Below are 26735 nucleotides of genomic sequence, written 5' to 3'. Positions count from 1 at the left end.
AAACACGATGCCCGAGTGCATCCAGATCGCCAGCCTGATCGTGCATACGCACCCCGAACTGCTGGAAGCGGTGAAGGCCAACCTGCTGCGCCTGCCGCACCTGGAAGTCCATCAACAGAGCCCCCAGGGCAAGCTGGTGGTGGTACTCGAAGCCGAGCATGAGCAGAGCATCCTCGACAACCTCAATGCCATCCAGAACCTGCCCGGCGTACTCAACGCGGTGCTGATCTACCACGAGATCGTCGAGTCGCCCGAACACCCGCAGATCGACCCCGAACCCGTTCCCGCCCAGGCCGGAGGTGCCCGATGAACCTGACTCGCCGCCAGTTCGCCAAGGCCAACGCAGCCGCCATCGCCGCGGCCGCCGCCGGCCTGCCGATACTGAGCTCCGCCAGCAACCTTGTCACCGACGCGGACATGACCCGGCTGGACTGGAACAAGGCGCCTTGCCGCTTCTGCGGCACCGGCTGCAGCGTGATGGTCGCCACCCGCGAGGGCAAGGTGGTCGCCACCCACGGTGACATCAAGGCCGAGGTCAACCGCGGCATCAACTGCGTGAAGGGCTACTTCCTGTCGAAGATCATGTACGGCAGCGATCGCCTGACCCGCCCGCTGCTGCGCATGAAGGACGGCAAGTTCGACAAGCAGGGCGAGTTCCAGCCGATCAGCTGGGACGCCGCCTTCGACATCATGGCCGAGAAGTTCAAGGCCGCGCTCAAGGCCAAGGGGCCGGGCTCGGTGGGCATGTTCGGCTCCGGGCAGTGGACGGTGTGGGAAGGCTACGCCGCCAACAAGCTGTTCAAGGCCGGCCTGCGCAGCAACAACATCGACCCCAACGCGCGGCACTGCATGGCCTCGGCAGTGATGGGCTTCATGCGCACCTTCGGCATGGACGAACCGATGGGCTGCTACGACGACATCGAGGCCACCGACACCTTCGTGCTCTGGGGCTCGAACATGGCCGAGATGCACCCGGTGCTCTGGTCGCGGGTCACCGACCGGCGCCTGAGCGCCCCGCAGGTGAAGGTCGCGGTGCTGTCCACCTTCGAGCACCGCAGCTTCGACCTGGCCGACATCCCCATGGTGTTCAAGCCGCAGACCGACCTCTACATCCTCAACTACATTGCCAACTACATCATTGAAAGCGGCGCGGTGAACCGCGACTTCGTCGACAAGCACACCCGCTTCGCCCATGGCGCCGAAGACATCGGCTACGGCCTGCGGCCCACCGACCCGCTGGAGAAGAAGGCGAAGAACGCGGACAAGGCCAACACCTGGAGCGACATCGGCTTCGAGGAGTTCGCCGCCTTCGTCAAACCCTACACCCTCGACCGTACCGCCAAGGAAACCGGCGTGCCGGCCGAACGCCTGAAAGCCCTGGCCGAGATGTACGCCGACCCCAAGCGCAAGGTGATGTCCTTCTGGACCATGGGCTTCAACCAGCACACCCGTGGGGTCTGGGCGAACAACCTGATCTACAACATCCACCTGCTCACCGGGAAGATCAGCGAGCCGGGCAACAGCCCCTTCTCCCTCACCGGCCAGCCCTCGGCCTGCGGCACCGCGCGCGAGGTGGGCACCTTCGCCCACCGCCTGCCGGCCGACATGGTGGTGACCAATCCCAAGCACCGCGAGACCGCCGAGAAGATCTGGAAGGTGCCCGCCGGCACCATCCAGGAAAAGGTCGGCTTCCACGCCGTGCAGCAGAGCCGGATGCTCAAGGACGGCGTGCTCAACGTGTACTGGACCCAGGTCTGCAACAACATGCACGCCGGGCCGAACATCATGCAGGAGATCCTGCCGGGCTGGCGCAACCCGGAAAACTTCGTGATCGTCTCCGACGTCTACCCCACCGTCTCGGCCCAGGCCGCCGATCTCATCCTGCCCAGCGCCATGTGGGTGGAAAAGGAAGGCGCCTTCGGCAACGCCGAGCGCCGCACGCAGTTCTGGCATCAGTTGGTGGCGGCACCGGGCGAGGCGAAGTCCGACCTGTGGCAACTGGTGGAATTCTCCAAGCGCTTCACCACCGATGAGGTCTGGCCCGCCGAGCTGCTGGCCAAGGCGCCGGAGCTCAAGGGCAAGACGCTCTATGAGGTGCTCTACAAGAACGGCCAGGTGGACGCCTTCGGCACCGAGCAGATCGCCAAGGGCTTCGACAACGACGAGGCCAAGGCCTTCGGCTTCTACATCCAGAAGGGCCTGTTCGAGGAATACGCCCAGTTCGGCCGAGGCCACGGCCACGACCTCGCGCCCTTCGACGCTTACCACGAGGCCCGCGGCCTGCGCTGGCCGGTGGTGGACGGCAAGGAAACCCTCTGGCGCTACCGCGAGGGCCTCGACCCCTACGTGGCCAAGGGCAGCGGCCTGCAGTTCTACGGTTACCCGGACAAGAAGGCGATCATCTTCGCCCTGCCCTACGAACCTCCAGCGGAGGCGCCGGACAAGGAATACCCGTTCTGGCTCGCCACCGGCCGCGTGCTCGAACACTGGCACACCGGCTCCATGACCCAGCGCGTGCCGGAACTGTACAAGGCGGTGCCCGACGCCGTGGTGTACATGCACCCCGACGATGCGCGCGACCTGAAGATGCGCCGCGGCAGCGAGGTGAAGGTGATCAGCCGGCGCGGCGAAATCCGCGCGCGCATCGAAACGCGCGGGCGCAACAAGCCGCCGCAGGGGCTGGTGTTCGTGCCCTTCTTCGATGCCAACAAGCTGATCAACAAGGTCACGCTGGACGCCACCGACCCGATCTCCAAGCAGACCGACTACAAGAAATGCGCGGTGCGCATCGAACTGGTCAGCCTGGCCTGAGGAACGCGCGATGAAAACGACTCTGACCGCCCTGCTCCTGCTGCTGATTGGCCTGCCCGCGCTGGCCGCCGACGTGAACTACCCGCTGGACGCCCCGGCCCCGGATGGCCGCCGCCCCGGCGGCACCATCACCCAGGACCGCCCCGCGCCGCCGCTGGCCAACGACGAGAACAAGGACGTGCGCCGCGAGCGCAACTACCCCGAGCAGCCGCCGACCATCCCGCACACCATCACCGGCTACCGTATCGACACCAACAGCAACAAGTGCCTGTCCTGCCACAGCCGCTCCAACAGCGCGCGGGTGCAGGCGCCGATGATCAGCATCACCCACTACATGGACCGCGACGGCCAGCCGCTGGCTGCGGTGGCGCCACGCCGCTACTTCTGCGTGCAGTGCCACGTCCCGCAGACGGACGCGAAGCCGCTGGTGGGCAACACCTTCGAAGACATCGACACCATCCTCCAGCGCGACGCCGCTGCGAACGGCAAACCCTGAGGAGGCGCCATGAAAGCATTGTTCGCCTGGCTCACGGGTTACTGGACCATCCTGCGCCGGCCCAGCGTGCACTACAGCCTGGGCTTCCTGACCCTGGCCGGGTTCATCGCCGGGATCATCTTCTGGGGCGGCTTCAACACCGCACTGGAGGCGACCAACACCGAAGCCTTCTGCACCTCCTGCCACGAGATGCGCGACAACGTCTTCGTAGAGCTCAAGGACACCATCCACTACAGCAACCGCTCCGGCGTACGCGCCACCTGCCCGGACTGCCACGTGCCGCACAAGTGGACCGACAAGATCGCGCGCAAGATGCAGGCATCCAAGGAGGTCTGGGGCAAGATCTTCGGCACCATCAACACGCGGGAGAAATTCCTCGACCACCGCCGCGAACTGGCCGAACACGAATGGGCGCGGCTGAAAGCCAACGACTCGCTGGAGTGCCGCAACTGCCACAACTTCGAGTCCATGGACTTCACCCGCCAGAGCCAGCGCGCCCGGCAGATGCACTCCACGGCGCTGGCCTCCGGAGGGGCCACCTGCATCGACTGCCACAAGGGCATCGCCCACCACCTGCCGGACATGAGTGGGGTGAAGGGGTGGGAGTGAGGCTACCGGGAGGCACACAACGGCATTCGGTGGCACGACGTAGGGCGTATAACGCCTCAGGCGTTATACGCCGTCTGGTTCGGCGTTTCTGCGCCGCTTCGGCGTGCGCTGGGAGATTTTGTTTCGCCCCCTCGGGCGCGTTACTTTGCCAAACGACGGATGGCCGCCCCACGCAAAGTAACCAAAAGTCTTGCCCCTACATCCGGTTTTTCGCTTAGGCGAAGAATTCCCTCGTTCCATCGAAGTTTCAGGGGCACGAACTAGGCGTCCCCCCGTCGAAGGGCCATCCCTGGCCCATCGCGGCTCTCGCGGCATCCATGCCGCTCAACCCCTGAAACTTCGATTCCACTCGGCCTCCTGAAGGGGCGCTCCGGTGCGTACGGAAGTTTCTCTGGAAATCCTTAAATCCAGAGCCTGTGCCAGAGCCATGCGGTGCATATGCTTTCGTAGGAGCGGGCCATGCCCGCGATTGCGCCCATAGGCGCTCCCGCAACGGCAGGGCATCATCCGCGCTTACAAAAGCAGAGGCCCCGGCATATACCGGGGCCTCAGTAGTCCGGGGACGTGGAGACGGCGTCTTTTACTCGCCCTGCAGCGCCTTGAGAATCTTCTGCCCCGCACGCCCGTCAGCCGGGCTGATGCCGCGCTTGCGCTGCTCTTCCTGGATCGCCCGGCGCGATACGTCGCCGATCATGCCGTCGGCGTTGCCGATGTCGTAACCGTGCTTGATCAGCAACTCCTGCAATTCCTTGCGCTGCGCCCGGCTCAGGCCGGGATCATCGGTCGGCCAGGGCGTGCGCAGGCCCGGTTCGCCGCGCAGGCGGTCGGACAGCAGGGAGATGGCCAGCGCATAGCTCTCTGCCGCGTTGTAGGAATAGATGGCATCGTAGTTGCGCAACACCATGAACGCCGGTCCCTGCGCCCCGGCTGGCAACAGGATGGCGGCCTTCGAGTCGATGTTCGGGATCGGCTTGCCATCGATGCGTTTAACGCCGCGTGCGGTCCAATCGGAAATCGCCCGGCGTTTGGTGCGCCCGGCCAGCGCCGGGTCGAAGCCCGCCGGCAGTTTCACCTCGTAGCCCCAGGGTTGGCCTTCGCGCCAGCCCGCCTTGCGCAGGTAGTTGGCAGTGGATGCCAGGGCATCGGCGGTGCTGCCCACCAGGTCGCGATGGCCATCGCCGTCGAAATCCTCGGCGATGCGGGCATAAGTGGACGGCATGAACTGCGTCTGGCCGAAGGCGCCGGCCCAGGAGCCGGTGATGCCGCTGTCACGGATGTCGCCCTGCTGCAGCAACTTGAGCGTGGCGAAGAACTCGCCCTGGAAGAACGACTGGCGACGGCCATAGCACGACAAGGTGGACAGCGAGACCAGTAGCGGCCGCTTGCCGGTGATACGCCCGTAATCACTCTCCACACCCCACACCGCGACCACGGCGGCCGGGTCGACCTGGTAGCGCGCGGCGACCTTGCGCAGCAGCTCGGCGTGCTCTGCCATTCTGGCCTTGCCGTCAGCGACGCGCTGCTCGTCCACCAGCCCGGCCAGGTAATCCCAGATCGGCGTGGTGAACTCCGGTTGCGCGTCGAGCAGCGGCAGCACGCTCATGTCCGCCTGCAGCCCCTGGGTATAGCGCGCGTAGCTGGCAGCACTGACGCCGCTGGCCTGCGCCGGGCCCCGCAGGCGATCCAGGCAGCCACCGAAGTCGTCGCCCGGCGCCGCCTGCGCCAGCACGGCCGGCAACAGCAGGAAAAGGGCCAGGGAATTGCGCAACGCCATGGAATACATCCTCATTGGTGATAAACGGTGAGATTGCTGAAGATGGCCCGACCACCTTCGCTCGCAGGCCCACGATTGTCCTGCAAATAGAGCCCGGCTTTGAAGTACAGCCCCTGGAAGGCCCACTGCGGGTCCAGTTGCTGGGTCACTTGGCCGTCCTTGACCTGGATGCTCAACAGGCCACTGCGCGATATGCCCAGCCGGTAACTGAACGCCTCACCCAGCGCGATGCCTTCATACACGGTGTAGGTGCGGGTGGAGACATCATCGGGATGCTCACGCACCAGCGCCTGCACACGGCCCAGGTTCAGGCGCTGCTGGTAGACCAGTTTCACCAGCGGCAGCGCTTCGGCACTGCCGCTGCCGTTGCTGTGGATCTGCCCGATCACCATGCGCCGGCTGGACGGTACCGCATCGACCCGCAGGGTAGCGACCAGCAGGTTATTGTCGGCCTTCGGATAGCGCCAGAACGACAGCGCACCGTTGGCCGCGGTTTCGCGCAGCTCGGTGCGCGGGTACTCGCTGCCGTGGGTATGCGCACCATTGACCGGCACCCAGAACTCCACGCCATTGGCACTGCGCTGGAAATAAGGACTCTGGTAATCGCGGTTCAACGTCGCGGTGGAAATGGTCGCGGCCGGGCCGCGCTGGGGAATGGTCAGGTTCCAGGTACTCAGGTCGAGCATCAGCCAATCGCTTTCCGGGGCGGGGGAATGGCGCAAAGGGTAGTCGAGGGCGCCTCGTCTTTCACCCACCGCCGCGCGCTTGAGCGGTTGCGGCCACATCAGCGGGCGCTTGTCGCAGAAGCGGCTATCTTCTCAGGGTTGCCTTTGGCCACCGCCACGGAGACATCCCATGCGCCTGTTCACCGCATTGCTGCTGTTCACCTTCGCCGCCAGCGCCGGCGCCGCGATCAAGACACAGGAAATCCCCTACCAGTCCGCCGACGGCACCAGGATGATCGGCTACTTCGCCTACGACGACGCCAAGTCCGGTATCCGCCCCGGCGTGCTGGTGGTACACGAATGGTGGGGACTCAACGACTACGCCAAACGCCGCGCCCGCGATCTTGCCGCACTGGGCTACAGCGCGCTGGCGATCGACATGTACGGCGGCGGCAAGCACACCGAGCACCCCAACGACGCCAAGGCCTTCATGGCCGAAGCGACGAAGAATGCCGACGCTGCCAAGGCGCGCTTCCAGGCCGGTCTCGATCTGCTGAAGAAACAGCCGCAGACCGACCCGGGCAAGATCGCCGCGATCGGCTACTGCTTCGGTGGTGGAGTGGTCCTGAACATGGCTCGCGCCGGCCTGCCGCTGGCGGGCGTGGCGAGCTTCCACGGCGTGCTGGCCACCGACACGCCCGCGCAACCGGGCACGGTGAAGGCCAGGATACTGGTCGAGCACGGCGGCGCCGATACGCTGGTGCCGCCCGAAAGCGTGGCCGCCTTCAAGACCGAAATGGACAACGCCAAGGTTGACTACAAACTGGTGGTACAGCCGGGCGCCAAGCACAGCTTCACCAACCCGGACGCCGACAAGCACAAGGGCCACGGCCTCGACGTCGGCTACGACAAGACCGCTGACCAGAAGTCCTGGGCTGACCTGCAGGCGTTCTTCAAGAGCCTCTTCGACGAGAAGTCCTGAGCCTTTCTCTGCCTACAAAAGCGCGGCACAAAAAAAACGGGAGCCCCTGGGGGCTCCCGCACTCAATCAAGTGTAAAGGCCGGAGCCCGCCTTGGCGGCGCCCCGACAACAACCTCACCTGCGTCCCCATTGGGAAACGCGACCGGCAGTTTGGCAAAGCCGGGCCGATGAGTCCGTACGCCTTTGGTGAAGGTTTGCAAAGGAATGTAATCGCCGCGTGACTGGTGAGCCACGTTCTGGCGCGGCAGAATGCTCCCCATGACCACCCTACCTGCCTTCTGCACCCCGCTCTCCGCCGACTGGCCGCTGCCCACCCCGCTGGCCGGCTGCCAGTTGCGCAGCACCCACTTCGATCGCAGCCTCCTGCTGCCCGATGATTTCCAGGCCAGCCAGGTGCAGGCCCCGGCGAACATCCAGCGCGCCGTCGCCAAGCGCCAGGCCGAATACCTCGCCGGCCGCCTCTGCGCCCGCGCGGCGCTCAAGGCCTGCGGTGGCGGCGCCGTGGTGCCCGGTACCGATGAAGAACGCGCGCCGGTCTGGCCCCAGGACTTCTGCGGCTCGATCACCCACGGCGATGGCTGGGCCGCCGCCGTGGTCGCCCGCACCAGCGCCTGGCGCGGGCTGGGACTGGATGTGGAAAGCCGTCTCGACGACGCCCGCGCGCAGCGCCTGGCCGGCGAAATCCTCACCCCGGGCGAGTTGGCCCGGCTCGCCCCCGAGCAGGCGGCGCTGCTGGTCACCCTCACCTTCTCGCTCAAGGAGAGCCTGTTCAAGGCACTCTTCCCTCTGGTGCGCCAGCGCTTCTACTTCCAGCACGCCGAGCTGATCCACTGGTCGGCCGACGGCCACGCCCGCCTGCGATTGCTCACCGACCTGTCGGCGGATTGGCACCACGGCAAGGAAATAGACGGGCAATTCAGCCTGCTCGGTGATCGCCTGCTCAGCCTGGTGGCGATTCCCGCTGACATCTGACCGCCATAAAGTCTTGACTTAAAAGTCAGAATTTGGCGTCATGCACGCCGCCCAGACGTTCCCCTACCCCTTTTGAACCTCAGGTTTTGCCTGCCGGGGAATCGTCAGCACGCTCATCGCTATATAGAATTCTATACACCCAAGCCGGAAAGCCTTGGCAACTGGGTACCCACAAGAAAAACATCGCACTTCGGAGCAAACGGAATGACCAGAAACACCCTGGCGCTCGCCATTGCAGCCAGCTCGCTCGGCATCATCACGCAATCGGCGAACGCAGGCGGCTTCATCGAGGACAGCAAGGCCAACCTCACCCTGCGCAACTTCTACATCAACACCGACAACCGCAACGGCTCCGCCTCGCCCAGTAAGCAGGAAGAATGGGGCCAGGGCTTCATGCTCAACTACGCCTCGGGCTTCACCGCCGGCACCGTGGGCTTCGGCGTCGACGCCCTGGGCCTGCTCGGCGTGCGCCTGGACGGCGGCGGCAAGGCCGGCAAGCCGGGCATCGACCGCCAGCCGGGGACCATCTTCCCACTGGACGATGGCCACGCGGCGGACGAATTCAGCAGCCTGGGGCTGACCGCCAAGGCCAAGGTCTCCAAGACCGAGTTCCGCTACGGCACCCTGCAGCCCAAGCTGCCGGTGGTGGTCTACAACGACGCCCGCCTGCTGCCGATGACCTACGAGGGCGGCCAGGCCACCTCCACCGACATCGACAACCTGACCCTGACCGGCGGCCAGCTGACCCACACCAAGGGCCGCAACTCCACCGACTGGCGCAGCATGTCCATCGCCGGCGCCAACGGCAGCGGCCCCAACTCGCGCGACAGCAACAAGTTCTACTTCGCCGGCGGCGACTACAAGGCCACCAAGAACCTGACCCTGTCGTACTACTACGGCGAGCTCGAGAACTTCTACAAGCAGAACTACCTCGGCCTGGTGCATAACTGGGGCATCGGCCCGGGCACCCTGAAGTCGGACATCCGGGTCTTCTATAGCGACTCCGACGGCAAGAACAGCAGCGCCTCCGGCCGCGCCGACGGCTACGTCAGCAGCGGCTACTACGGCGGCAACCAGGTCAAGGGCGAAGTGGACAACAACGTCTACAGCGGCATGTTCAGCTACGCCCTGGGCGGCCACAGCATCGGCGCCGGCTACCAGGTGCTGACCGGCGACAGCGACTTCCCCTACCTCAACCGTGGCGACGGCGAAGGCACCAGCACCTACCTGATCTCCGACGCCCAGCTGCTGAAGTTCAACCGCGCTGGCGAGCGCACCTGGATCGGCCGCTACGCCTACGACTTCGCCGACATCGGCGTGCCCGGCCTGACCTTCAGCGTGCTCTACCTGAACGCCGACGACATCAAGACCAAGCAAGGCGACCAGGGTGAATGGGAGCGCGACATCGCGCTGGGCTACGTGATCCCCGAAGGCGCCCTCAAGGGCCTGGGCCTGGCCTGGAAGAACGCCACCATGCGCAGCGGCCTGTCCGCCGCCAGCACCCCCGGCTCCGCCAGCCAGCGCGACCAGGACGAGAACCGCCTGATCGTCAGCTACACCATTCCGCTGCTGTAAGGCGTCACCTGAAGGAAAAAAGGGCGGCCCTGGTTGGCCGCCCTTTTCTTTGTCCCGTGAGCGGAGATATCCGGCCCCCGTAGGATGGGTAGAACGAAGCGAAACCCATGCTGCCGGTGCACGTGACCGATGGGTATCGCTTCGCTCCACACCATCCTACGTAAGCGGGTGAGGTGCCTGGATCACGCCAGCAACGCCACCGACTTGATCTGCGCCCACACCGCCTGCCCGGCGTGCAGGCCGAGCTGGTCGAAGGAATAGCGGGTGATCCGCGCCAGCAGCGGTGTGCCGGCCACGTCCAGCTTCACCAGCAGGTGCGCGGGATTGTCCGTGGGCACCATCTCCACCACCGTCGCCGGCAGCACGTTGAGAATGCTGCTGTGCGCCGCCGGTTCCAGGCTCAGGCTGACGTCCCGCGCCTGCACCTTGATGCGCAGCGCCCGGCCCTTTTCCATCGGCGCATGGGCCAGGCGGATGCGCTGCTCGCAGTGCGGCAGCGCCACGCTCAGCAAACCGTATTCGGCGTTGTGCCCCAGCACCTGCCCGTCGATCACCACGCCGGCATCTTCCAGGTGTGAGATCGGCAGGTCGGTGCGCGCCAGGGTCTGGGCCACCGGCCCGCTGGCAATCGCCTTGCCCTGGTCGAGCAGCACCAGGTGATCGGCCAGCCGCGCCACTTCGTCCGGCGAATGGCTGACGTACAGGATCGGGATATCCAGCTCGTCGTGCAGGCGCTCCAGGTACGGCAGGATTTCCGCCTTGCGCTTGAGGTCCAGCGCCGCCAGCGGCTCGTCCATCAGCAGCAGGCGCGGACTGGTCAACAGGGCGCGGGCCATGCCGACGCGCTGCCGCTCGCCACCGGAAAGGTTCGCCGGCATGCGCTCCAGCAGGTGGCCGATACCCAGCAGCTCGGTGGCCTGCTCCAGCGCCACCCGATGCTGGTCGCGCGGCACGCGCTTCATGCCATAGGTGAGATTGCGCCGCACCGACAGGTGCTCGAACAGGTTGGCGTCCTGGAACACATAGCCCAGCGCACGCTTGTGCGGCGGCAGGAACACGCCCGTCGCGCTGTCCTGCCAGACCTCCCCGTTCACCACCAGGCGACCCAGCGGCGCGCGCTCGAGCCCCGCCACGCAGCGCAGGCAGGTGGTCTTGCCGGAGCCGGAATGGCCAAACAGCGCGGTGACGCCGCGCCCCGGCAATTGCAGGTCCACATCCAGGCCAAAGCCGGAGTAGGCGATCTGGAAACGCGCTTCGATGGCGCGCATGTTGACGGCTCCGTTCATGCCCACCTCACGCCCAGGCCGAACGGCTGCGACGGCTTGCATAGAGCGCCAGCAGGACGAGGAAGGAGAACACCACCATGCCACCGGCCAGCCAGTGCGCCTGGGCGTACTCCATGGCCTCCACGTGGTCGAAGATCTGCACCGACACCACGCGGGTCTTGCCGGGGATATTGCCGCCGATCATCAGCACCACGCCGAACTCGCCGACCGTGTGGGCGAAGCCAAGGATGCTGGCAGTGATGAAGCCCGGCCGCGCCAGCGGCAGGACCACCGAGAAGAAGGTATCCAGGGGGCTCGCCCGCAGGGTCGCGGCGGCCTCAAGCGGTTTGTCGCCGATCGCCTCGAAGGCGTTCTGCAACGGCTGCACCACGAAGGGCAGCGAATAGAACACCGAGCCCACCACCAGCCCGGCGAAGGTGAAGGGCAGCCGCCCCAGCCCCAGGCTCTCGGTGAGCTGCCCGATGGCCCCATGCGGGCCCAGGGTGATCAGCAGGTAGAAGCCGATCACCGTCGGCGGCAGCACCAGCGGCAACGCCACCACGGCCCCCAACGGACCTTTCAGCCAGGAGCGGGTGCGCGCCAGCCACCAGGCGATGGGCGTGCCGATCAGCAGGAGAATCGCCGTACTCAGGGCCGCCAGCTCGATGGTGAGCCGGATGGCCTGGAAATCCTCCTGCGTGAGGGGCATCGCTCTTCCTTAGATCAGATTTCGTAGCCGTAGGACTTGATCACCGCGGCGGCTTTCGGGCCCTTCAGGTACTCGACCAGCGCCTTGGCGGCGGCACTGTCCTTGCCCTTGTTGAGGATCACCGCATCCTGGCGGATCGGGTCATGCAGGTTGGCCGGCACGATCCACGCGGAACCACCCGTCACCTTGCCATCCTTGTAGATCTGCGACAACGCCACGAAGCCCAGCTCGGCATTGCCGGTGGAGACGAACTGGAAGGCCTGGGTGATGTTCTGGCCTTCGACGATCTTGCCGGCAACCTTGTCCGCAAGACCCATCTTGTCCAGCACCTGGGTGGCGGCCAGGCCGTAGGGCGCGGCTTTCGGGTTGGCGATGGACAGGTGTTTGAACTCGTCCTTCTTCAGCACCTCGCCCTTGGCGTCGACGTAGCCGTCCTTCGGCGACCACAGCGCCAGGGTGCCGATGGCGTAGGTGAAGCGCGAGCCCGGAACGGTCTCCTTCTCCGCTTCCAGCTTCTTCGGCGTGCTGTCGTCAGCGGAGAGGAACACCTCGAAGGGGGCGCCGTTCTTGATCTGGGTATAGAACTGCCCGGTGGCGCCGTAGGCGGCGACCAGCTTGTGCCCGGTGTCCTTCTCGAAGTCCTTGGCGATCGCCTGGATCGGCGCGGTGAAGTTGGCGGCGACGGCGACCTGCACCTCATCGGCCAGCGCCGAGTGCAGGGCGAAGCAGGAAGCGACCAGCAGGGAAAGACGAGCGAAGCGGTGTTTCATCGTGATGCTCCAGTGGGGTTGTTGTTATCTAGGCTTCGAGATCTGACAGGCATGCCGACGGCGGCAGGCCAACGCTATAACTAAAATTACATAACGATAGCCGTGAAGCTGCAATACCCCTCATGGGATAACTCAAGCGAAAGGGAGAAAGCAGCGCAGACCGGAATGGCCACCGGCAGCATTCTGCATTTTTTGACTTCAAGGTCAAATATTGCGAGCGCGCCGGCGGAAACTCAGCCGCCCCTGGGCGCCCGCCTCATTCGACCTTGGGCGCCTGCCGGCGCGGCCACACCAGCGTGAAGCAGGCACCGCCCAGGCTCTCGCTGCGCGCGATCAACGCCCGCCCGCCGTGCCAATGGATGATCCGCCGCACGATCGACAGCCCCAGCCCGTGCCCGCCGGTGACCCGCGCACGGCTGTCGTCGGCCCGAAAGAACGGCTGGAACAGGCGCGGCCATTGCGACTCCGGCACCCCCGGACCATCGTCTTCGACGTCCACCTGGCAACGGTCCACGCTGACCCGGAAGCTGACCCGCACGCGGCCCTCGGCATAGCGCAGGGCATTGGTCAGCAGGTTCTGCAGTGCACGGTGCAGATAGCGCGGCTCGGCCTCCACCCAGCTGCCCTGGTCGAACGGCACCAGCGGCCCCGGCTCGATGCTGACGCTGATCTCCCGCCGCAACGGCGCGATTTCCGATACCACCTGCTCCACCAGGGCCGCCAGCTCCAGGCGCTGGTAGGTCAGCGCCGGCGAGCCCTGCTCCAGGCGCGCGTAGGTGAGCATCTCGTCCACCAACTGGTCGAGGTCCTGGATGTCGCCATCCATGCCCTCCATGTACTTGCGCCGCGACGCATCGGTCTCCGCCGACTCGATCATCTCCAGGCCGAAGCGCAGGCGCGCCACCGGCGTACGCAGCTCGTGGGACACCGCCCGGACCAGCTCGCGCTGCATTGCCAGCAACAGTTGCAACTGCTCGGCCATGTGGTTGAACGCCCCTGCCAGACGCCCCACCGAGTCAGCGCCACGCGCCTCCACGCGGGTATCCAGGCTGCCACGGGCAATGCGCGTGGCGGCGGACTCCAGGCTGCGCAGGCGCTGCTCCAGGCCGCTGATCAGCAGGTAGAGGGTCAGGCCGATCAGGCTCAGGGCGACGATCACGATGATCGACAGCAGTTGCGGCGGATAGGAGTTCATCTGGTAGATCGGGCCTAGCTCCAGCACCCAGGGCGTATCGATGATGCCCGACAGCACGCGGATGGAATCGCCGTCCTTGCCGAGCGCCATCACCGTGTCGCCCTCCTCCACGCGTCGGCTCTGGTCATCGTCCAGGTCGATCTCCTTCAACTGCAGGAGGTGCACCTCGTAACCGAAGCGCTTGTCGCGGACGATGCGCGCCAGGTGATAGGGCTGCTCGCTGGCGGGGTAGCGCTTGAGCTCGTCCATCAACAGGAAGATGGTGGCCCGCGCCAGCTGCTCGCTGACCTGCTCCACCTCCCCGGCGAGAATCAGCCCCTCCGCCGCGCTGACCTGGGTGAGCACCCGCGCCCGGTGCGGCTCGTCGGCTTGCACCAGCACCTGATCGTTCATCAGCCGCGCCCGGTTGCGCCCTTCCATGCCCAGTCCATCCAGGCTGGTCAGCTTCAGTGGAATGCCCAAAAGGCGGCTCCACTGGATCAGCGCACGCTTGCGGTCCACCTCGGTCATCGGCAACAGCTCATCGGCCATCAGGCGGAAGGTGCCGCGCGCCAGGTCCTCGCGATAACGTTCGCCGCGCACGTCGTTGACCAGGTGCAGGGTCAGCACGCCAAGGACGGCCACCAGCACCAGGGTCAGCAGCATGCCGCCGTAGATGCGCAGGAAGATGGATTTCATGGGTGGGATTCAGCCGCCGGATCGAGCAACCCGTAGTTATCCAGGCTGATGAAGGCCCCGCCCTTCACCTCGCACTCGCGCCGCCGCCCCTCGAAAGCAAACCCATGGCGCAGCAGCAACCGGCTGCTGGCCTGGTTCTCGGTTTCCACCTCGGCCTCGATGCGGTGCACCCGCATATCGGTAAAGGCATGCCGCAGGATCAGCGGCAGGCACTCGCTCAGCACGCCCCGCCCCCAGTACTCCGGCATCAGCCAGTAGCCCAGTTCGACACGGCGGTGCTCAGGCAGCCAGTTATTGAAGCCGCAGCCGCCGATCACCTCCGAGGGCGACTCGGGCCGGCAGATCGCCCACCAGCGCCCCGTGCCCTCGGCATGGATGCGGACGAACCACTCCATCTGCTCGCGGGTGGCCTCAAGCGTTGTGTAGGAAATCCCGTAATAACGGATGACCTCGGGATGCGACAGCGCACGGAATACCGCCGGCTGGTCCGCATCGACGAAGGCGCGCAGAAGGAACTGCGCGCTGCTCAATTCCGGAAATCCCTGTCCGGCCATGCCTCAAAGCTCCCCGACGAACAGATAGCCCTTGCTGCGCACCGTCTTGATCAGGCGCGGGTGCATCGGGTCGTCGCCGATCTTCGGGCGGATGCGCGAGATGCGCACGTCGATGGAGCGGTCCTGGCCGTCGTACTCGATGCCGCGCAGCAGGTTGAAGATTTCCTCGCGGGAGAGAATGCGCCCGGCGTTCGACGCCAGCAGCCAGAGCAGGTCGAACTCGGCGCTGGTCAGCTCGATGGTCTGCTCGTCCAGCCAGGCCTCGCGCATGCCGTTGTCGATCACCAGCTTGCCGAAGCTCAGGCGCTTGCCGCCCGCCGCCGGAGCGGCCTCGGCTGGCTCGCTGCGCCGCAGCAGGGCGCGGATGCGCGCCAGCAGCAGGCGCGGACGCACCGGCTTGCACACATAGTCGTCGGCGCCCATCTCCAGGCCCTGCACCTGATCCATGTCGTCGGTGCGCGCGGTAAGCATCAGGATCGGCCCGTCATAGTCCGGGCGCAGGCGCTTGCAGATCGACAGGCCATCCTCGCCCGGCAGCATCAGGTCGAGCACCACCAGGTCCGGCCGCTCGGCCAGCACCCGCTCCACCGCGGCCGCACCGTTGGACTCGATGGCGACCGCCAGGCCGTTGCTCTCCAGGTAATCCTGGGTCAGCTCGGCCAGTCGCTGGTCGTCCTCGACGATGAGAATGCGCGCTTCTTGTTCCACCTTGCCTCCTGATGCACGGCGGGCCCTATCCATGACTGAAGCAGAAAGCCCGCGAAAGCGGCCGGCATTGTAGCCAGATTGCCCGCGCCGTCGCACGCCAACGGCATGGGCAGACAATGTCCGAAAAGGTCAAGGCCTGCCGAGGCAAAAACACTACATATTGTGGTAGTGTTCACCCCCTCGCGGCGCCACCGTGCTGAGCGAAAAATCTGTCATCAAGCACGACGAACGGTGAAAGCCCCTCAGCACGCGGGCTGGCGCGAGTTACCCCGCTTCACCCACATTTCACCCACATTTTATCCACAGCTTTTCCCAAGCCTCTCGCCTTGCAAACCCCCCATTAGCGCATTATCTTGTATCCCCGTTGCGGCATACCCCTACATCTTGGGTTTGCCACAGTGAGCCGGACACAAGAAGAAAGTCGAAGTCGCGAGCCTTTTCCATGGCTCCTCCGGTTCACCCACAACGTATTCCAGCCGTACTGATGGACCAGGCGGGCCGACCCGCAAGGAGCGATTCATGTCGATGGAAACGCGGTACGAGTGTTGCAACGATACGTTCAACACCACTAGGTATTGTGGTCCCGGCCCGTAAAGCCGGCACCCGACTTGGGCCAGGGAGGCGCTTCGGGTCTCAATCCCCCTGCTCAGAGAATTTTCAGCTCGCGGTCCTGCCGCGGGCCACTGCTCTTTTCGCTCTTTATTTTCGGGACGGCACCCAAGGTGCCAGTAACACACCAATTACGAGAACGTGGAGACAACCACCCATGCAAATCGACACCACTCGCGAGAACCCGCAGGCCGCAGCGCCCACGGCCGCCGAATCCGCCCAGGATCTGGCCGCCACCGCGCCGGGCCAGCTGCGCGTGATCAAGCGCAACGGCACCGTAGTTCCCTACACCGATGACAAGATCACCGTAGCCATCACCAAGGCGTTCCTCGCCGTGGAAGGCGGCACCGCTGCCGCCTCGTCGCGCATCCATGAAACCGTGCGCCGCCTGACCGAACAGGTCACCGCGACCTTCAAGCGCCGCATGCCTTCTGGTGGCACCATCCACATCGAAGAAATCCAGGACCAGGTCGAACTGTCCCTGATGCGCGCTGGCGAACAGAAAGTCGCCCGCGACTACGTGATCTACCGCGAAGCCCGTGCCAACGAGCGCAAGAACGCCGGCGCCGCCAGCGACATCGCCCAGCCGCACCCGAGCATCCGCATCACCAAGGCCGACGGCAGCACCCAGCCGCTGGACATGGGCCGCCTGCAGACCATCATCCGCGAAGCCTGCGAAGGCCTGGCCGAAGTCAACGGCGAGCTGATCGAACGCGAGACCCTGAAGAACCTGTACGACGGCGTCGCCGAGAAGGACGTCAACACCGCCCTGGTGATGACCGCCCGTACCCTGGTCGAGCGCGAGCCGAACTACTCCTACGTCACCGCCCGCCTGCTGATGGACACCCTGCGCGCAGAAGCCCTGGGCTTCCTGGGCGTGGCCGAGAGCGCCACTCACCACGAGATGGCCGACCTCTACACCAAGGCCCTGGCCGCCTACGTCGAGAAAGGCGCCGAGTTCGAGCTGATCGACAGCAAGCTCAAAGAGTTCGACCTGGCCAAACTGGGCGCCGCGCTGAACCACGAGCGTGACCAGCAGTTCACCTACCTCGGCCTGCAGACCCTGTACGACCGCTACTTCATCCACAAGGACGGCATCCGTTTCGAACTGCCGCAGGTCTTCTTCATGCGCGTGGCCATGGGCCTGGCCATCGAAGAGAAGAACCGTGAAGCTCGCGCCATCGAGTTCTACAACCTGCTCTCCTCGTTCGACTACATGTCGTCGACCCCGACCCTGTTCAACGCCGGCACCCTGCGTCCGCAGCTCTCCAGCTGCTACCTGACCACCGTTCCGGACGACCTGTCGGGCATCTACAACGCCATCCACGACAACGCCATGCTGTCCAAATTCGCAGGCGGCCTGGGCAACGACTGGACTCCGGTGCGCGCGCTGGGCTCCTACATCAAGGGCACCAACGGCAAGTCCCAGGGCGTTGTCCCGTTCCTGAAAGTGGTGAACGACACCGCTGTAGCCGTGAACCAGGGTGGCAAGCGCAAGGGCGCCGTCTGCGCGTACCTCGAAACCTGGCACATGGACATCGAAGAGTTCATCGAGCTGCGCAAGAACACCGGTGACGACCGTCGCCGTACCCACGACATGAACACCGCGAACTGGATTCCCGACCTGTTCATGAAGCGCGTGTTCGACGACGGCCAGTGGACCCTGTTCTCCCCGTCCGAAGTACCGGACCTGCACGACCTGACCGGCAAGGCCTTCGAAGAGCGCTACGAGTACTACGAAGCCCTGACCCAGTACGGCAAGATCAAGCTGTTCAAGACCATCCAGGCCAAAGACCTGTGGCGCAAGATGCTCTCCATGCTCTTCGAGACCGGCCACCCGTGGCTGACCTTCAAGGACCCGTGCAACCTGCGCAGCCCGCAGCAGCACGTGGGCGTGGTCCACAGCTCGAACCTGTGCACCGAGATCACCCTGAACACCAATGCCGACGAGATCGCTGTCTGCAACCTGGGCTCGATCAACCTGGTCAACCACATCGTCGACGGCAAGCTGGACACCGCCAAGCTCGAGAAGACCGTGAAGACCGCCGTGCGCATGCTCGATAACGTTATCGACATCAACTACTACTCGGTCCCGCAGGCTCGCAACTCGAACCTCAAGCACCGTCCGGTCGGCCTCGGCATCATGGGCTTCCAGGACGCGCTGTACCTGCAGCACATCCCGTACGGCTCGGACGCGGCCATCGAGTTCGCCGACAAGTCCATGGAAGCGGTCAGCTACTTCGCCATCCAGGCCTCCTGTGACCTGGCCGACGAGCGTGGCGCCTACGAGACCTTCAATGGCTCCCTGTGGTCCAAGGGCATCCTGCCGCTGGACTCCCAGCAGATCCTGATCGAAGCCCGTGGCCAGAAGTACATCGACGTCGACCTGACCGAGTCCCTGGACTGGGCCCCGGTACGTGCCCGCGTACAGAAAGGTATTCGTAACTCGAACATCATGGCCATCGCGCCGACCGCGACCATCGCCAACATCACCGGCGTATCGCAGTCCATCGAGCCGACCTACCAGAACCTCTACGTGAAATCGAACCTCTCCGGCGAGTTCACCGTGATCAACCCCTACCTGGTACACGACCTCAAGGCCCGTGGCCTGTGGGACCCGGTCATGGTCAACGACCTGAAGTACTACGACGGCTCCGTGCAGCAGATCGAGCGCATCCCGCAAGACCTGAAAGACCTGTACGCCACCGCCTTCGAAGTCGAGACCAAGTGGATCGTCGACGCCGCCAGCCGCCGCCAGAAGTGGATCGATCAGGCCCAGTCCCTGAACCTCTACATCGCCGGCGCCTCGGGCAAGAAGCTGGACGTGACCTACCGCATGGCCTGGTACCGTGGCCTGAAAACCACCTACTACCTCCGTGCCCTGGCCGCCACCAGCACCGAGAAGTCCACCATCAACACCGGCAAGCTCAACGCCGTGTCGGCCGGTGGCGATGAAGGCCTGCAAGCCGCTCCGGCCGCCGCGCCGCAGCCGGCTCCGGTGCCGAAGGCCTGCTCGATCGACAACCCCGACTGCGAAGCCTGCCAGTAAGGGTGTAAGCGGCCCTCGGAACGGTCCGCGCGTCGTTGCCCGGCAGGTCGGCCCCCATCACGTACAGTCGTACGCTCAGGGGCTCCGACCTACCGGGCGCCTAGCGCGGCCTCGCTCCGAGGCACCGCCGAAACCACGGAGTTTCAAAGTCCCCTCTCCCCTGGGAGAGGGTTAGGGTGAGGGGCTCTTCATGGCCCCACTCCCAACCCCGAATACCGCTCCTCCCGTCATCCCCGCGAACGCGGGGACCTAAGAAACGGGAAAAGCCAACGCTTCAGCGTGCACTCACACACGCCACCAGACATCAGGCCGCCACAGAACGGCCATCCAGAACAGGAGAGGACCCATGCTGAGCTGGGACGAATTCGACAAAGAAGACGCCACCGAAACCAAGGCCGCCCCGGCAGTCGCCCAGGCCGCCGCGCAGAACGCTGACAAACTCGACGCCGACGCCGCAGGCTCCGTCGAAGAAGCGCGCGCCGTTTCCGCCGCCGACTCCGACGCCGTCGCCCGCGCCAAGCAGGCCCTCGACGCCCTGGACATCCAGGAAGGCCTGGACGATCTGGAAGGCTCCGCCGCCCGCGTACAAGTCGGCGACAAGCAGATGATCAACGCCCGCGCCGACCTCAACCAGCTCGTACCCTTCAAGTACGACTGGGCCTGGCAGAAGTATCTGGATGGTTGCGCCAACCACTGGATGCCCCAGGAAGTGAACATGAACGCCGACATTGCCCTGTGGAAGAGCAAGGACGGCCTCAGCGAAGACGAGCGCCGCATCGTCATGCGCAACCTCGGCTTCTTCTCCACCGCCGACTCCCTGGTTGCCAACAACCTGGTGCTGGCCGTGTACCGCCTGATCACCAACCCCGAGTGCCGCCAGTACATCCTGCGCCAGGCCTTCGAAGAAGCGATCCACACCCACGCCTACCAGTACTGCATCGAGTCGCTGGGCATGGATGAGGGCGAAATCTTCAACATGTACCACGAGATTCCTTCGGTCGCGAAGAAAGCCTCCTGGGGCCTGAAGTACACCCGCTCGATCTCCGATCCCAAGTTCGAAACCGGCACCCCGGAGACCGACCGCCAGTTCCTGCGCAACCTGATCGCCTACTACTGCGTCCTGGAAGGCATCTTCTTCTACTGCGGCTTCACCCAGATCCTCTCCATGGGCCGCCGCAACAAGATGACCGGCACCGCCGAGCAGTTCCAGTACATCCTGCGCGACGAATCCATGCACCTGAACTTCGGCATCGACGTGATCAACCAGATCAAGATCGAAAACCCGCACCTGTGGGATGCCCAGATGAAGGACGAGGCCACCCAGATGATCCTCCAGGGCACCCAGCTGGAGATCGAATACGCACGCGACACCATGCCGCGCGGCGTACTGGGCATGAACGCGGCGATGATGGAGGACTACCTCAAGTTCATCGCCAACCGCCGCCTGACCCAGATCGGCCTCAAAGAGGAATACCCGGGCACCAGCAACCCGTTCCCGTGGATGAGCGAAATCATGGACTTGAAGAAGGAAAAGAACTTCTTCGAGACCCGCGTGATCGAGTACCAGACCGGCGGCGCGCTGAGCTGGGACTGACGGAAGTAGTAGCAAGACCGCAAGTCAAGACCATTAGAAACGCTGTAGACCGAAATGGATTTTTGGGGCAGTGATTAGAAAGACGAAAAGCCCCGCCTAGTGCGGGGCTTTTTTCTGTGAGCACCAAACCAACCAAACTTGCCATCAAAATGACATCTATGTAAATTCCAGTGTGGACCCGCAAAGGATGGAGGGGATGCGCTTGAGCGAGCCCTGCCTTGTGCGGGGCTTTTTAATAAGGAAAATAAGATGTCAAGCGACGAGGGTCTGGATTTACCAATTCTTGATTGGTTCGAAGATCCAATCAAGCAATCAATAAGCTCTGTATTCAAGGGCCTGAATGCAAGCGTAGAGTCTCTGGACCTTTTCAAAAAATATCACGCAGCTCACACTGATGCATTAAGACAAGAAGTTCAGCACATCAAACTCTTAGGAATGTCCATTCCTGCCAAGCTAACCGATATTTACAATCCCGCTCGCGTGTCAACAACGATTCAGCGAAGATTGTACACTGAGGAGTGGATTGAAGCATCTAGCGCCCCGCAGAAAAGCAAAGCCTCGAAAGATAAAGACTTAATAGACGGGGACAACTATATTGAAAACAATAGCCGAACTGTGGTCCTTGGCGGCCCCGGCGCAGGAAAAACAACCCTATTAAAATATCTAGCACTTTGTTACATAGATAAAACAGCTTTCGAAAAAAGCAATCTAAAACATACAAAACTGCCATTTTTCGTATATCTACCGGACTTCTCAAAAGCTCAAGAATCACTATTTGAATTCCTCCTAAAACCAATAAAAAGCAAAACCGACGAGTATTCTAAGAATTTCTTGGAGCGCCTATTTAAAAAAGGACAATGTATATTACTTCTTGACTCACTAGATGAGACAAAGAAATCTGCCCGAGTAGAAACACTGCAAAAAGTAAGAGATTTCTGCAGTCACTTCCCCCATGTAAAAATTGTCATATCCTGCCGAACTGCAGATTACATTGACAACCTAGAAAGCTTCCACGAAGTAGAAATATCAAAGCTAAACAGGGCTGCCGTTCATAAAATTGTAAAAGCATGGTTCTCTGGCGAGCCAAATAAGTCAAGAGACCTTTGCAGCGTAATTGATAATGACAAAGCGATTTCCTCGCTTACTGAAACCCCATTATTGCTCAGCCTTCTCTGTATTCAATTCAAACATGACCTTTCTCTTCCTAAGCGCAAGGTGGAATTATTCAAACGCTGCTCCGAAGCCTTACTTAGAGACTGGGACACTACGCGAGGATTCAGGAGAGACTCAACATATGAAACACTAACAGACCAATCAAAAGAGAGACTCTTTGAAACAATCGCATACCACTTCACAGCAGAAAATTTCACCTTCACATTCCCCAAGCCTAAAGTCGTATCATTGGTTTCCGAATTTTGCTCAAAACTGGGGCTAGATGAAAATGATGCACTTCCAATTCTTACCGAAATAGACCAGCACCACGGAATACTTGAGCAGTTCTCTCAAGACCACTATGGTTTCAGCCACACGTCTTTCCAAGAATATTTTTCAGCTAGATCTATCGCCGCAAAAGGCCTTGGTCTAAAAATAGTTCAACAAAACTTTGACTCCGAAGACTGGTACCCAATAATTGAATTCATTGTCGCGATGGCAGAAGACCCATCCGAAATGATTCAATTCCTTATTCAGAAGAGCAATTTGTCCGGACTATCAAACTACCCCCCCATGGCCAAGAGAACCACTTGGCTCTACCTACTTTATCGCTGCATGATATCTGGGCCTTTCTTATCTCGAGAAGTTAGAGAGGAAGCGATAAATCATATTATTTACTCGCAAATAGAAATAGCAAGAATATATGGGGAAGGCGGCGTATTCCCTATGTCACAACTAATGGAGGATGGAATTCGTCATCCATTCTACTGGACCAATAGACGCCCGAGCCTATCTAGCGCCCTAAAACCATTTAGGCAATTAACAAACGAAATACTAAAAACAGTACTACCAGGATACCCTGAAGCAGTCCTGACAATAATTCCAGAGCTTGACAACAAACTTCAAACCAACAACCAAATGCTAAAAGATGCACTTCTAATAAATCTAGTAACACCTCTTGCAAGAACGCACCCCAACGAAGTTCGCGCAACACTTGAAAGTTACTCAACATCTAGAAACTCTGCTATTGTAACGAAAATCATAGAACCAACAATAAGCTTTATAAACTCCTCTTACTCCCCTCAAGCAACAAACTAAAAAGAAGCCTAAACCCCTTTGCGGAAGAGAAATAAACTCTTCCGCAATTTAATATTGAAAACCAAACCAACTCTCGCTACTTTAATACTCGCGCCTAAGAAACGCCTCACGTAGCGGCAATACTGCTCCCGAAAGCAGCGGTGTACCCATTGAGGAAATGGATATGCCTTTCCCTCCCAGCCTTCGCCCCGAAGGCGCTTCGCTGTACCCAACCGCTTCTCCCTCCTACCCGGAGGTGCACCATGTCTGAAGAGGTCCTGATCCCCACCGTCTTCACCCGCCACAAGCGCCAGTTGCGCGCCGTGCTGCTGGAAGACCAGTGCTGGTTCTGCGCCCACGACCTGGGTCGGCTTATCGGCTATCCCTATCTGGTCGAGCGCGTGGAGCGCAACCTGGACGAGGACCAGTGCCGACACGCCTGGATGCTCGACGGCAGCGGCGAGTACATCGATGAACTGCTGCTCAGCGAATCGGCGGTGTACGCCTCGCTGATCCACTACTTCCACCCGGAAAACCGCAGCATCCGCCAGTGGCTCTCGCTGCACGTCATTCCCGCCTTGCGCGACCAGCACCGCACCGACCTCGGCGAGCCGCGCCGGGAAATACTGCAGGGGCCGACGGCGTTGTCGGTGTTGAAGTGGCAGGGGGTGGTCTGGGTGCCCTACCCGCAGTGGCCGGTGTTGAGTCCGGGGCCGGATGGGTCTTCGTAGGATGGCGTAGAGCGGAGCGAAACCCATCGTTTCGTGTGGTGACGGGTCGCGGGCCATGCCCGCGATTCTGTTTGCTTCGGGGTGGGTGTGTATGCGCCGCTTCGGTGTGCGCGGGGACTTTTTGTTTCGCCCCCTCGGGCGAGTTACTTTCTCAAACGACGGATGGCCGCCCCCCAGAAAAGTAACCAAAGGGCTCGTCCCGGCATCCGGGTCTTCGCTTCGCTCAGACTTCCCTCCTTCCGGTATCGCTCCGAGGGTCGGCGTACAAGGGCCGTCCCTGGCCCTTTACGCCTCTCGCGACATCCATGTCGCTCGCCCCTCTGCGCAATACCTCCACTCGGCCTCCTGACGGGACTCTGCGCGCGCCTGGGACTTTGGCTGCTTCGTGCTGGATTGCTTTTCGTAGGAGCGAGCTTGCTCGCGAACAGAATTACTCGGCGACATCGGGGTTGGGCGGTTCGCGAGCAAGCTCGCTCCTACAAAGGCGGATAACGCTACGCGTTATTCGCCCTACAGGTGTTCATCCTGCAACGTGGGTGCAATGGTGAGCCTTCGCGGACAAGGTCCGCTCCTACGGGAGCAACGCCGCCTCGGAGCAAGAGGCTCTGCTGTTGCTCTTGAGGACTTCCAGAGAAATATCTGCACGCACCGGAGCGCCCCTTCAGGAGGCCGAGTGGAATCGGAGTTTCAGGGGTTGAGCGGCATGGATGCCGCGAGAGCGTCGTCGGGCCATGGATGGCCCGTCGACGCGTGCCCCTGAAACTTCGATGGAGCGAGGGAAGTCCCGCGAAGCGGGATCCGGATGCAGGGGCAAGACCTTTGGTTACTTTGCGTCGTTTGGCAAAGTGACTCGCCCGAGGGGGCGAAACAAAAGACATCCACTCACGCCAAAGCGGCGCATGAACACCCAAGCCCGACAACAGCAGAGTGCAGTTCGCGAGCAAGCTCGCCCCTACAGGCAGGCCGTAAATGTCCAGTTTGCCGAACGGCTGCCCGGTGTAGGACGCCCTATCCGCGACATTGCGCACAAGACCACCACTCAGTCTATTGAGCAGCCACATAGGAAAGTTCCGCCACGCAAATAGGAATATAAAAGAGGCCGTCAGCGACAGTGGCCGGCTTGCCACCACTGTTCCAAATCCCTGCGGGAAGCGCGCACCCCTGCCGCCCCCGCCCAACCTAGGGCAACGCCCACAGGCACGAGACGATGAAACTACGCAAGGAAATCGAGAACACGATTCGCGAAGCCAACGAAGACCGCGCCAATGCCGCACTGGCGATCTGTCTGCTGCTCGAATCCAAGCTCGGGCTGTCCGAACAGGGTTGGTTCGACGACGACCCGCTGCTGCAGAACGAGATCAACCTCCTCAAAGCCTCCGGGCGCCTAAAGGCCCAAGGCTGCCCCCCCCTGCCAAACAGGTCGCCCCGAGCGCCGCGTCGGCGGGTCGGTCGATCCGCTTGAACGCATAACGCCGATAGGACTTTTCCGAAGCCACGGACCGGCCCGCCCACTTAAGACACCGTTAATCCGGCAAGCAGATCGTCTGGCCCTGGAAAACGCCCGCTCTCCCCTCACGCCACGCGCCGGCCGAGGGATTCCAGGCGAGTTCCATGTGTCGACCGAACGGATGCACGGCTGCAAGAAGGGCCGATATCCCGTTCCACGTACCTATGCGAAACGAACCGTGAGTTGCCCCACGCACAACGCGGGGCCATGCCATCCACCCCGGCGCTTAGGAATGACGAAATGAAACTGCGAAAAGAGATTGAGAACGCAATCCGCGAAGCCAAGGAAGACCGTGCCCTTGCCGCACTGGCCATCTGCGCACTGCTCGATGAGCGATTGAACCTGGCCGCACTCGGCTGGCTCGACGATGACCCGCTGCTACTGCAAACGCTCAAGAAACCCCAGCCGAGCCCGATCCGGGTTCTCTCCGCCGCCTGACGAAACACCGGCCCCTGACAGTCAGGGGCCTGCGCTTTTGCCTTCGCAAGTATGCCCGTCGGCGCTGCCAGCGCCGCTCCAACGGCCCGCATGGGTTTCACTGCGTTCTACGAACTGGGTGCTCACTGTAGGAGCGCGCCATGCGCGCGCGGGAGAAGTTTGGAAAGACCTTTCATGGTGACGCTCCTTGTGATTCCACGGGGTGTGTCCTGGGCCGGCAGAGCTTGGGCGTCTGCTTCGGCATCGTTCTGTTGTCAGGCCACGCAAATGTCGCCGGACAATCGCCATCGAGCGCTTGCGCCGATTCAGTGTCGGGTGGCCGCGCTTGCAGCGGGCGTAGCTTGATCAGGATGGACTACGCACGTCCCATCCCGAGAAAAACTCAGGGCGCGCCAAGCCGGGCGGTGTCGCTGATGGCGTTGCAGGTGGTGGGGTTGAGGCAGTAGGTGATGTAGGTCACCTGCTTGTTACAGCCACGCACACCGATGGTGTACTCGGTGCGCGACATGGTCCGGCGCACATTGGTGACCTTGCTCGACAGCACGCTGCTGGTCACCGCCTCGCAATTCAACTCGAACTTCGCCCGCGCCTCGGTGGCATTGATCGCGGCCTGCTGGTTGGAAGCGAGAAACTCCTGGTCGTTCATGCAGCCGGACAACGCGGCAACCGCAGCCAGCACCGGCAGGATCATCGGTAGACATTTCATGATGACGCTCTCCGTGTGATTCCCCCGGAAATGGTCAGCAGAAAAAGTCTAGATGGCGATCGGAGAAGCGGCTGGACGCCTAGTGGCACTTGTTCGCGCACTCTCGCCT

The 26735-nt window shown here is 62.6% G+C and carries 22 protein-coding genes; 13 read left to right on the top strand and 9 right to left on the bottom strand.

Annotation, left to right across the window (positions count from 1 at the left end):
• Window positions 1-7: 7 nt before the first annotated feature.
• The 4 genes from GA645_RS09590 to GA645_RS09575 are packed head-to-tail and all read left to right on the top strand — an operon-like array spanning window position 8 to window position 3916.
• Window positions 8-310, top strand: a complete 303-nt coding sequence (locus GA645_RS09590) for a chaperone NapD (RefSeq protein ID WP_152228004.1) — start codon at window positions 8-10, stop codon at window positions 308-310.
• Entirely contained in the window at window positions 307-2811 is a 2505-nt protein-coding gene (gene napA, locus GA645_RS09585) for a nitrate reductase catalytic subunit NapA (protein ID WP_152222149.1), read from the top strand. The genes GA645_RS09590 and napA overlap by 4 nt, the downstream gene beginning before the upstream one ends.
• Before the next feature lie 10 nt (window positions 2812-2821).
• Window positions 2822-3307, top strand: a complete 486-nt coding sequence (locus GA645_RS09580) for a nitrate reductase cytochrome c-type subunit (RefSeq protein WP_152222146.1) — start codon at window positions 2822-2824, stop codon at window positions 3305-3307.
• A 9-nt stretch (window positions 3308-3316) separates the two neighbouring features.
• Complete coding sequence (locus GA645_RS09575) at window positions 3317-3916, top strand: cytochrome c3 family protein (RefSeq protein ID WP_152222144.1); 600 nt, start codon at window positions 3317-3319, stop codon at window positions 3914-3916.
• Between the two features lie 580 nt (window positions 3917-4496).
• Here the strand turns inward: GA645_RS09575 and GA645_RS09570 are convergent.
• Both GA645_RS09570 and GA645_RS09565 read right to left on the bottom strand, forming a co-directional pair.
• Window positions 4497-5690, bottom strand: a complete 1194-nt coding sequence (locus GA645_RS09570) for a lytic murein transglycosylase (protein ID WP_372239787.1) — start codon at window positions 5688-5690, stop codon at window positions 4497-4499.
• An 11-nt stretch (window positions 5691-5701) separates the two neighbouring features.
• The gene (locus GA645_RS09565; protein WP_152228001.1) at window positions 5702-6376 is read right to left on the bottom strand and encodes a polysaccharide lyase family 7 protein; all 675 of its coding nucleotides are present in this window, start codon (window positions 6374-6376) and stop codon (window positions 5702-5704) included.
• 169 nt (window positions 6377-6545) lie between these two features.
• Here GA645_RS09565 and GA645_RS09560 point away from each other — a divergent pair, with 169 nt between their 5' ends.
• The 3 genes from GA645_RS09560 to GA645_RS09550 all read left to right on the top strand — a co-directional run bounded on the left by GA645_RS09560 (window position 6546) and on the right by GA645_RS09550 (window position 9884).
• Complete coding sequence (locus GA645_RS09560) at window positions 6546-7337, top strand: dienelactone hydrolase family protein (RefSeq protein WP_152222143.1); 792 nt, start codon at window positions 6546-6548, stop codon at window positions 7335-7337.
• A 258-nt stretch (window positions 7338-7595) separates the two neighbouring features.
• Window positions 7596-8309 (top strand): 4'-phosphopantetheinyl transferase, encoded by a 714-nt coding sequence (locus GA645_RS09555; RefSeq protein WP_152222141.1) that lies wholly within the window; start codon window positions 7596-7598, stop codon window positions 8307-8309.
• A 204-nt stretch (window positions 8310-8513) separates the two neighbouring features.
• The gene (locus GA645_RS09550; protein ID WP_152222138.1) at window positions 8514-9884 is read left to right on the top strand and encodes an OprD family porin; all 1371 of its coding nucleotides are present in this window, start codon (window positions 8514-8516) and stop codon (window positions 9882-9884) included.
• Between the two features lie 182 nt (window positions 9885-10066).
• On the opposite strand, the gene modC is transcribed toward GA645_RS09550, so the two are convergent.
• The 6 genes from modC to GA645_RS09520 all read right to left on the bottom strand — a co-directional run bounded on the left by modC (window position 10067) and on the right by GA645_RS09520 (window position 15763).
• A complete protein-coding gene (gene modC / locus GA645_RS09545; RefSeq protein ID WP_152227999.1) occupies window positions 10067-11152 on the bottom strand; it encodes a molybdenum ABC transporter ATP-binding protein in 1086 nt (361 codons plus the stop codon).
• A gap of 25 nt (window positions 11153-11177) precedes the next feature.
• A complete protein-coding gene (gene modB, locus GA645_RS09540; RefSeq protein WP_152222136.1) occupies window positions 11178-11858 on the bottom strand; it encodes a molybdate ABC transporter permease subunit in 681 nt (226 codons plus the stop codon).
• Window positions 11859-11872: 14 nt separating this feature from the next.
• Window positions 11873-12628: a molybdate ABC transporter substrate-binding protein gene (gene modA, locus GA645_RS09535; RefSeq protein ID WP_152222134.1), complete on the bottom strand. Its 756-nt coding sequence runs from the start codon at window positions 12626-12628 to the stop codon at window positions 11873-11875.
• 256 nt (window positions 12629-12884) lie between these two features.
• On the bottom strand, window positions 12885-14501 hold the full coding sequence (locus GA645_RS09530; RefSeq protein ID WP_152222132.1) for an ATP-binding protein: 1617 nt from the start codon (window positions 14499-14501) through the stop codon (window positions 12885-12887).
• A complete protein-coding gene (locus GA645_RS09525) occupies window positions 14498-15055 on the bottom strand; it encodes a GNAT family N-acetyltransferase (protein ID WP_152222130.1) in 558 nt (185 codons plus the stop codon). The genes GA645_RS09530 and GA645_RS09525 overlap by 4 nt, the downstream gene beginning before the upstream one ends.
• A 3-nt stretch (window positions 15056-15058) precedes the next feature.
• A complete protein-coding gene (locus GA645_RS09520) occupies window positions 15059-15763 on the bottom strand; it encodes a response regulator (protein WP_152222128.1) in 705 nt (234 codons plus the stop codon).
• A 766-nt stretch (window positions 15764-16529) separates the two neighbouring features.
• Between GA645_RS09520 and GA645_RS09515 the strand changes: the two genes are divergently transcribed.
• The 6 genes from GA645_RS09515 to GA645_RS09490 all read left to right on the top strand — a co-directional run bounded on the left by GA645_RS09515 (window position 16530) and on the right by GA645_RS09490 (window position 25920).
• On the top strand, window positions 16530-19421 hold the full coding sequence (locus tag GA645_RS09515) for a ribonucleoside-diphosphate reductase subunit alpha (RefSeq protein WP_152222126.1): 2892 nt from the start codon (window positions 16530-16532) through the stop codon (window positions 19419-19421).
• A 346-nt stretch (window positions 19422-19767) separates the two neighbouring features.
• Window positions 19768-21015 carry a ribonucleotide-diphosphate reductase subunit beta gene (locus GA645_RS09510; protein ID WP_152222124.1) on the top strand — a complete coding sequence of 416 codons (1248 nt, stop codon included), beginning with the start codon at window positions 19768-19770 and terminating at the stop codon, window positions 21013-21015.
• A gap of 249 nt (window positions 21016-21264) precedes the next feature.
• Window positions 21265-23265, top strand: coding sequence for an NACHT domain-containing NTPase (locus GA645_RS09505; RefSeq protein WP_152222122.1), 2001 nt, complete (start codon window positions 21265-21267; stop codon window positions 23263-23265).
• Between the two features lie 242 nt (window positions 23266-23507).
• Entirely contained in the window at window positions 23508-23975 is a 468-nt protein-coding gene (locus GA645_RS09500; RefSeq protein WP_152222120.1) for a Bro-N domain-containing protein, read from the top strand.
• A gap of 1207 nt (window positions 23976-25182) precedes the next feature.
• The gene (locus GA645_RS09495; protein WP_152222118.1) at window positions 25183-25437 is read left to right on the top strand and encodes a hypothetical protein; all 255 of its coding nucleotides are present in this window, start codon (window positions 25183-25185) and stop codon (window positions 25435-25437) included.
• A 285-nt stretch (window positions 25438-25722) separates the two neighbouring features.
• On the top strand, window positions 25723-25920 hold the full coding sequence (locus tag GA645_RS09490) for a hypothetical protein (RefSeq protein ID WP_152222116.1): 198 nt from the start codon (window positions 25723-25725) through the stop codon (window positions 25918-25920).
• 382 nt (window positions 25921-26302) lie between these two features.
• Here GA645_RS09490 and GA645_RS09485 read toward each other — a convergent pair whose 3' ends face one another.
• A complete protein-coding gene (locus GA645_RS09485; RefSeq protein WP_152222115.1) occupies window positions 26303-26626 on the bottom strand; it encodes a hypothetical protein in 324 nt (107 codons plus the stop codon).
• Window positions 26627-26735 lie beyond the last annotated feature (109 nt).

The organism is Pseudomonas sp. SCB32, from assembly GCF_009189165.1.
In the GTDB taxonomy this organism is placed as follows: domain Bacteria; phylum Pseudomonadota; class Gammaproteobacteria; order Pseudomonadales; family Pseudomonadaceae; genus Pseudomonas.
Note: the sequence above shows the minus strand (reverse complement) of the source record. Positions and strands in the feature narration are given on the sequence as shown.

Excerpts from the sequence above, each read along its gene's own strand:
- GA645_RS09590 (WP_152228004.1), top strand. The coding sequence starts at position 8 with ATGCCCGAGTGCATCCAGATCGCCAGCCTGATCGTGCATACGCACCCC.
- GA645_RS09490 (WP_152222116.1), top strand. The coding sequence starts at position 25,723 with ATGAAACTGCGAAAAGAGATTGAGAACGCAATCCGCGAAGCCAAGGAA.
- modC (WP_152227999.1), bottom strand. The coding sequence starts at position 11,152 with ATGCGCGCCATCGAAGCGCGTTTCCAGATCGCCTACTCCGGCTTTGGC.
- GA645_RS09555 (WP_152222141.1), top strand. The coding sequence starts at position 7,596 with ATGACCACCCTACCTGCCTTCTGCACCCCGCTCTCCGCCGACTGGCCG.
- GA645_RS09500 (WP_152222120.1), top strand. The coding sequence starts at position 23,508 with ATGTCTGAAGAGGTCCTGATCCCCACCGTCTTCACCCGCCACAAGCGC.
- GA645_RS09550 (WP_152222138.1), top strand. The coding sequence starts at position 8,514 with ATGACCAGAAACACCCTGGCGCTCGCCATTGCAGCCAGCTCGCTCGGC.
- GA645_RS09525 (WP_152222130.1), bottom strand. The coding sequence starts at position 15,055 with ATGGCCGGACAGGGATTTCCGGAATTGAGCAGCGCGCAGTTCCTTCTG.
- GA645_RS09495 (WP_152222118.1), top strand. The coding sequence starts at position 25,183 with ATGAAACTACGCAAGGAAATCGAGAACACGATTCGCGAAGCCAACGAA.
- GA645_RS09530 (WP_152222132.1), bottom strand. The coding sequence starts at position 14,501 with ATGAAATCCATCTTCCTGCGCATCTACGGCGGCATGCTGCTGACCCTG.
- GA645_RS09570 (WP_372239787.1), bottom strand. The coding sequence starts at position 5,690 with ATGGCGTTGCGCAATTCCCTGGCCCTTTTCCTGCTGTTGCCGGCCGTG.
- GA645_RS09565 (WP_152228001.1), bottom strand. The coding sequence starts at position 6,376 with ATGCTCGACCTGAGTACCTGGAACCTGACCATTCCCCAGCGCGGCCCG.
- napA (WP_152222149.1), top strand. The coding sequence starts at position 307 with ATGAACCTGACTCGCCGCCAGTTCGCCAAGGCCAACGCAGCCGCCATC.
- GA645_RS09515 (WP_152222126.1), top strand. The coding sequence starts at position 16,530 with ATGCAAATCGACACCACTCGCGAGAACCCGCAGGCCGCAGCGCCCACG.
- GA645_RS09580 (WP_152222146.1), top strand. The coding sequence starts at position 2,822 with ATGAAAACGACTCTGACCGCCCTGCTCCTGCTGCTGATTGGCCTGCCC.
- GA645_RS09510 (WP_152222124.1), top strand. The coding sequence starts at position 19,768 with ATGCTGAGCTGGGACGAATTCGACAAAGAAGACGCCACCGAAACCAAG.
- GA645_RS09485 (WP_152222115.1), bottom strand. The coding sequence starts at position 26,626 with ATGAAATGTCTACCGATGATCCTGCCGGTGCTGGCTGCGGTTGCCGCG.
- GA645_RS09505 (WP_152222122.1), top strand. The coding sequence starts at position 21,265 with ATGTCAAGCGACGAGGGTCTGGATTTACCAATTCTTGATTGGTTCGAA.
- modA (WP_152222134.1), bottom strand. The coding sequence starts at position 12,628 with ATGAAACACCGCTTCGCTCGTCTTTCCCTGCTGGTCGCTTCCTGCTTC.
- modB (WP_152222136.1), bottom strand. The coding sequence starts at position 11,858 with ATGCCCCTCACGCAGGAGGATTTCCAGGCCATCCGGCTCACCATCGAG.
- GA645_RS09575 (WP_152222144.1), top strand. The coding sequence starts at position 3,317 with ATGAAAGCATTGTTCGCCTGGCTCACGGGTTACTGGACCATCCTGCGC.
- GA645_RS09560 (WP_152222143.1), top strand. The coding sequence starts at position 6,546 with ATGCGCCTGTTCACCGCATTGCTGCTGTTCACCTTCGCCGCCAGCGCC.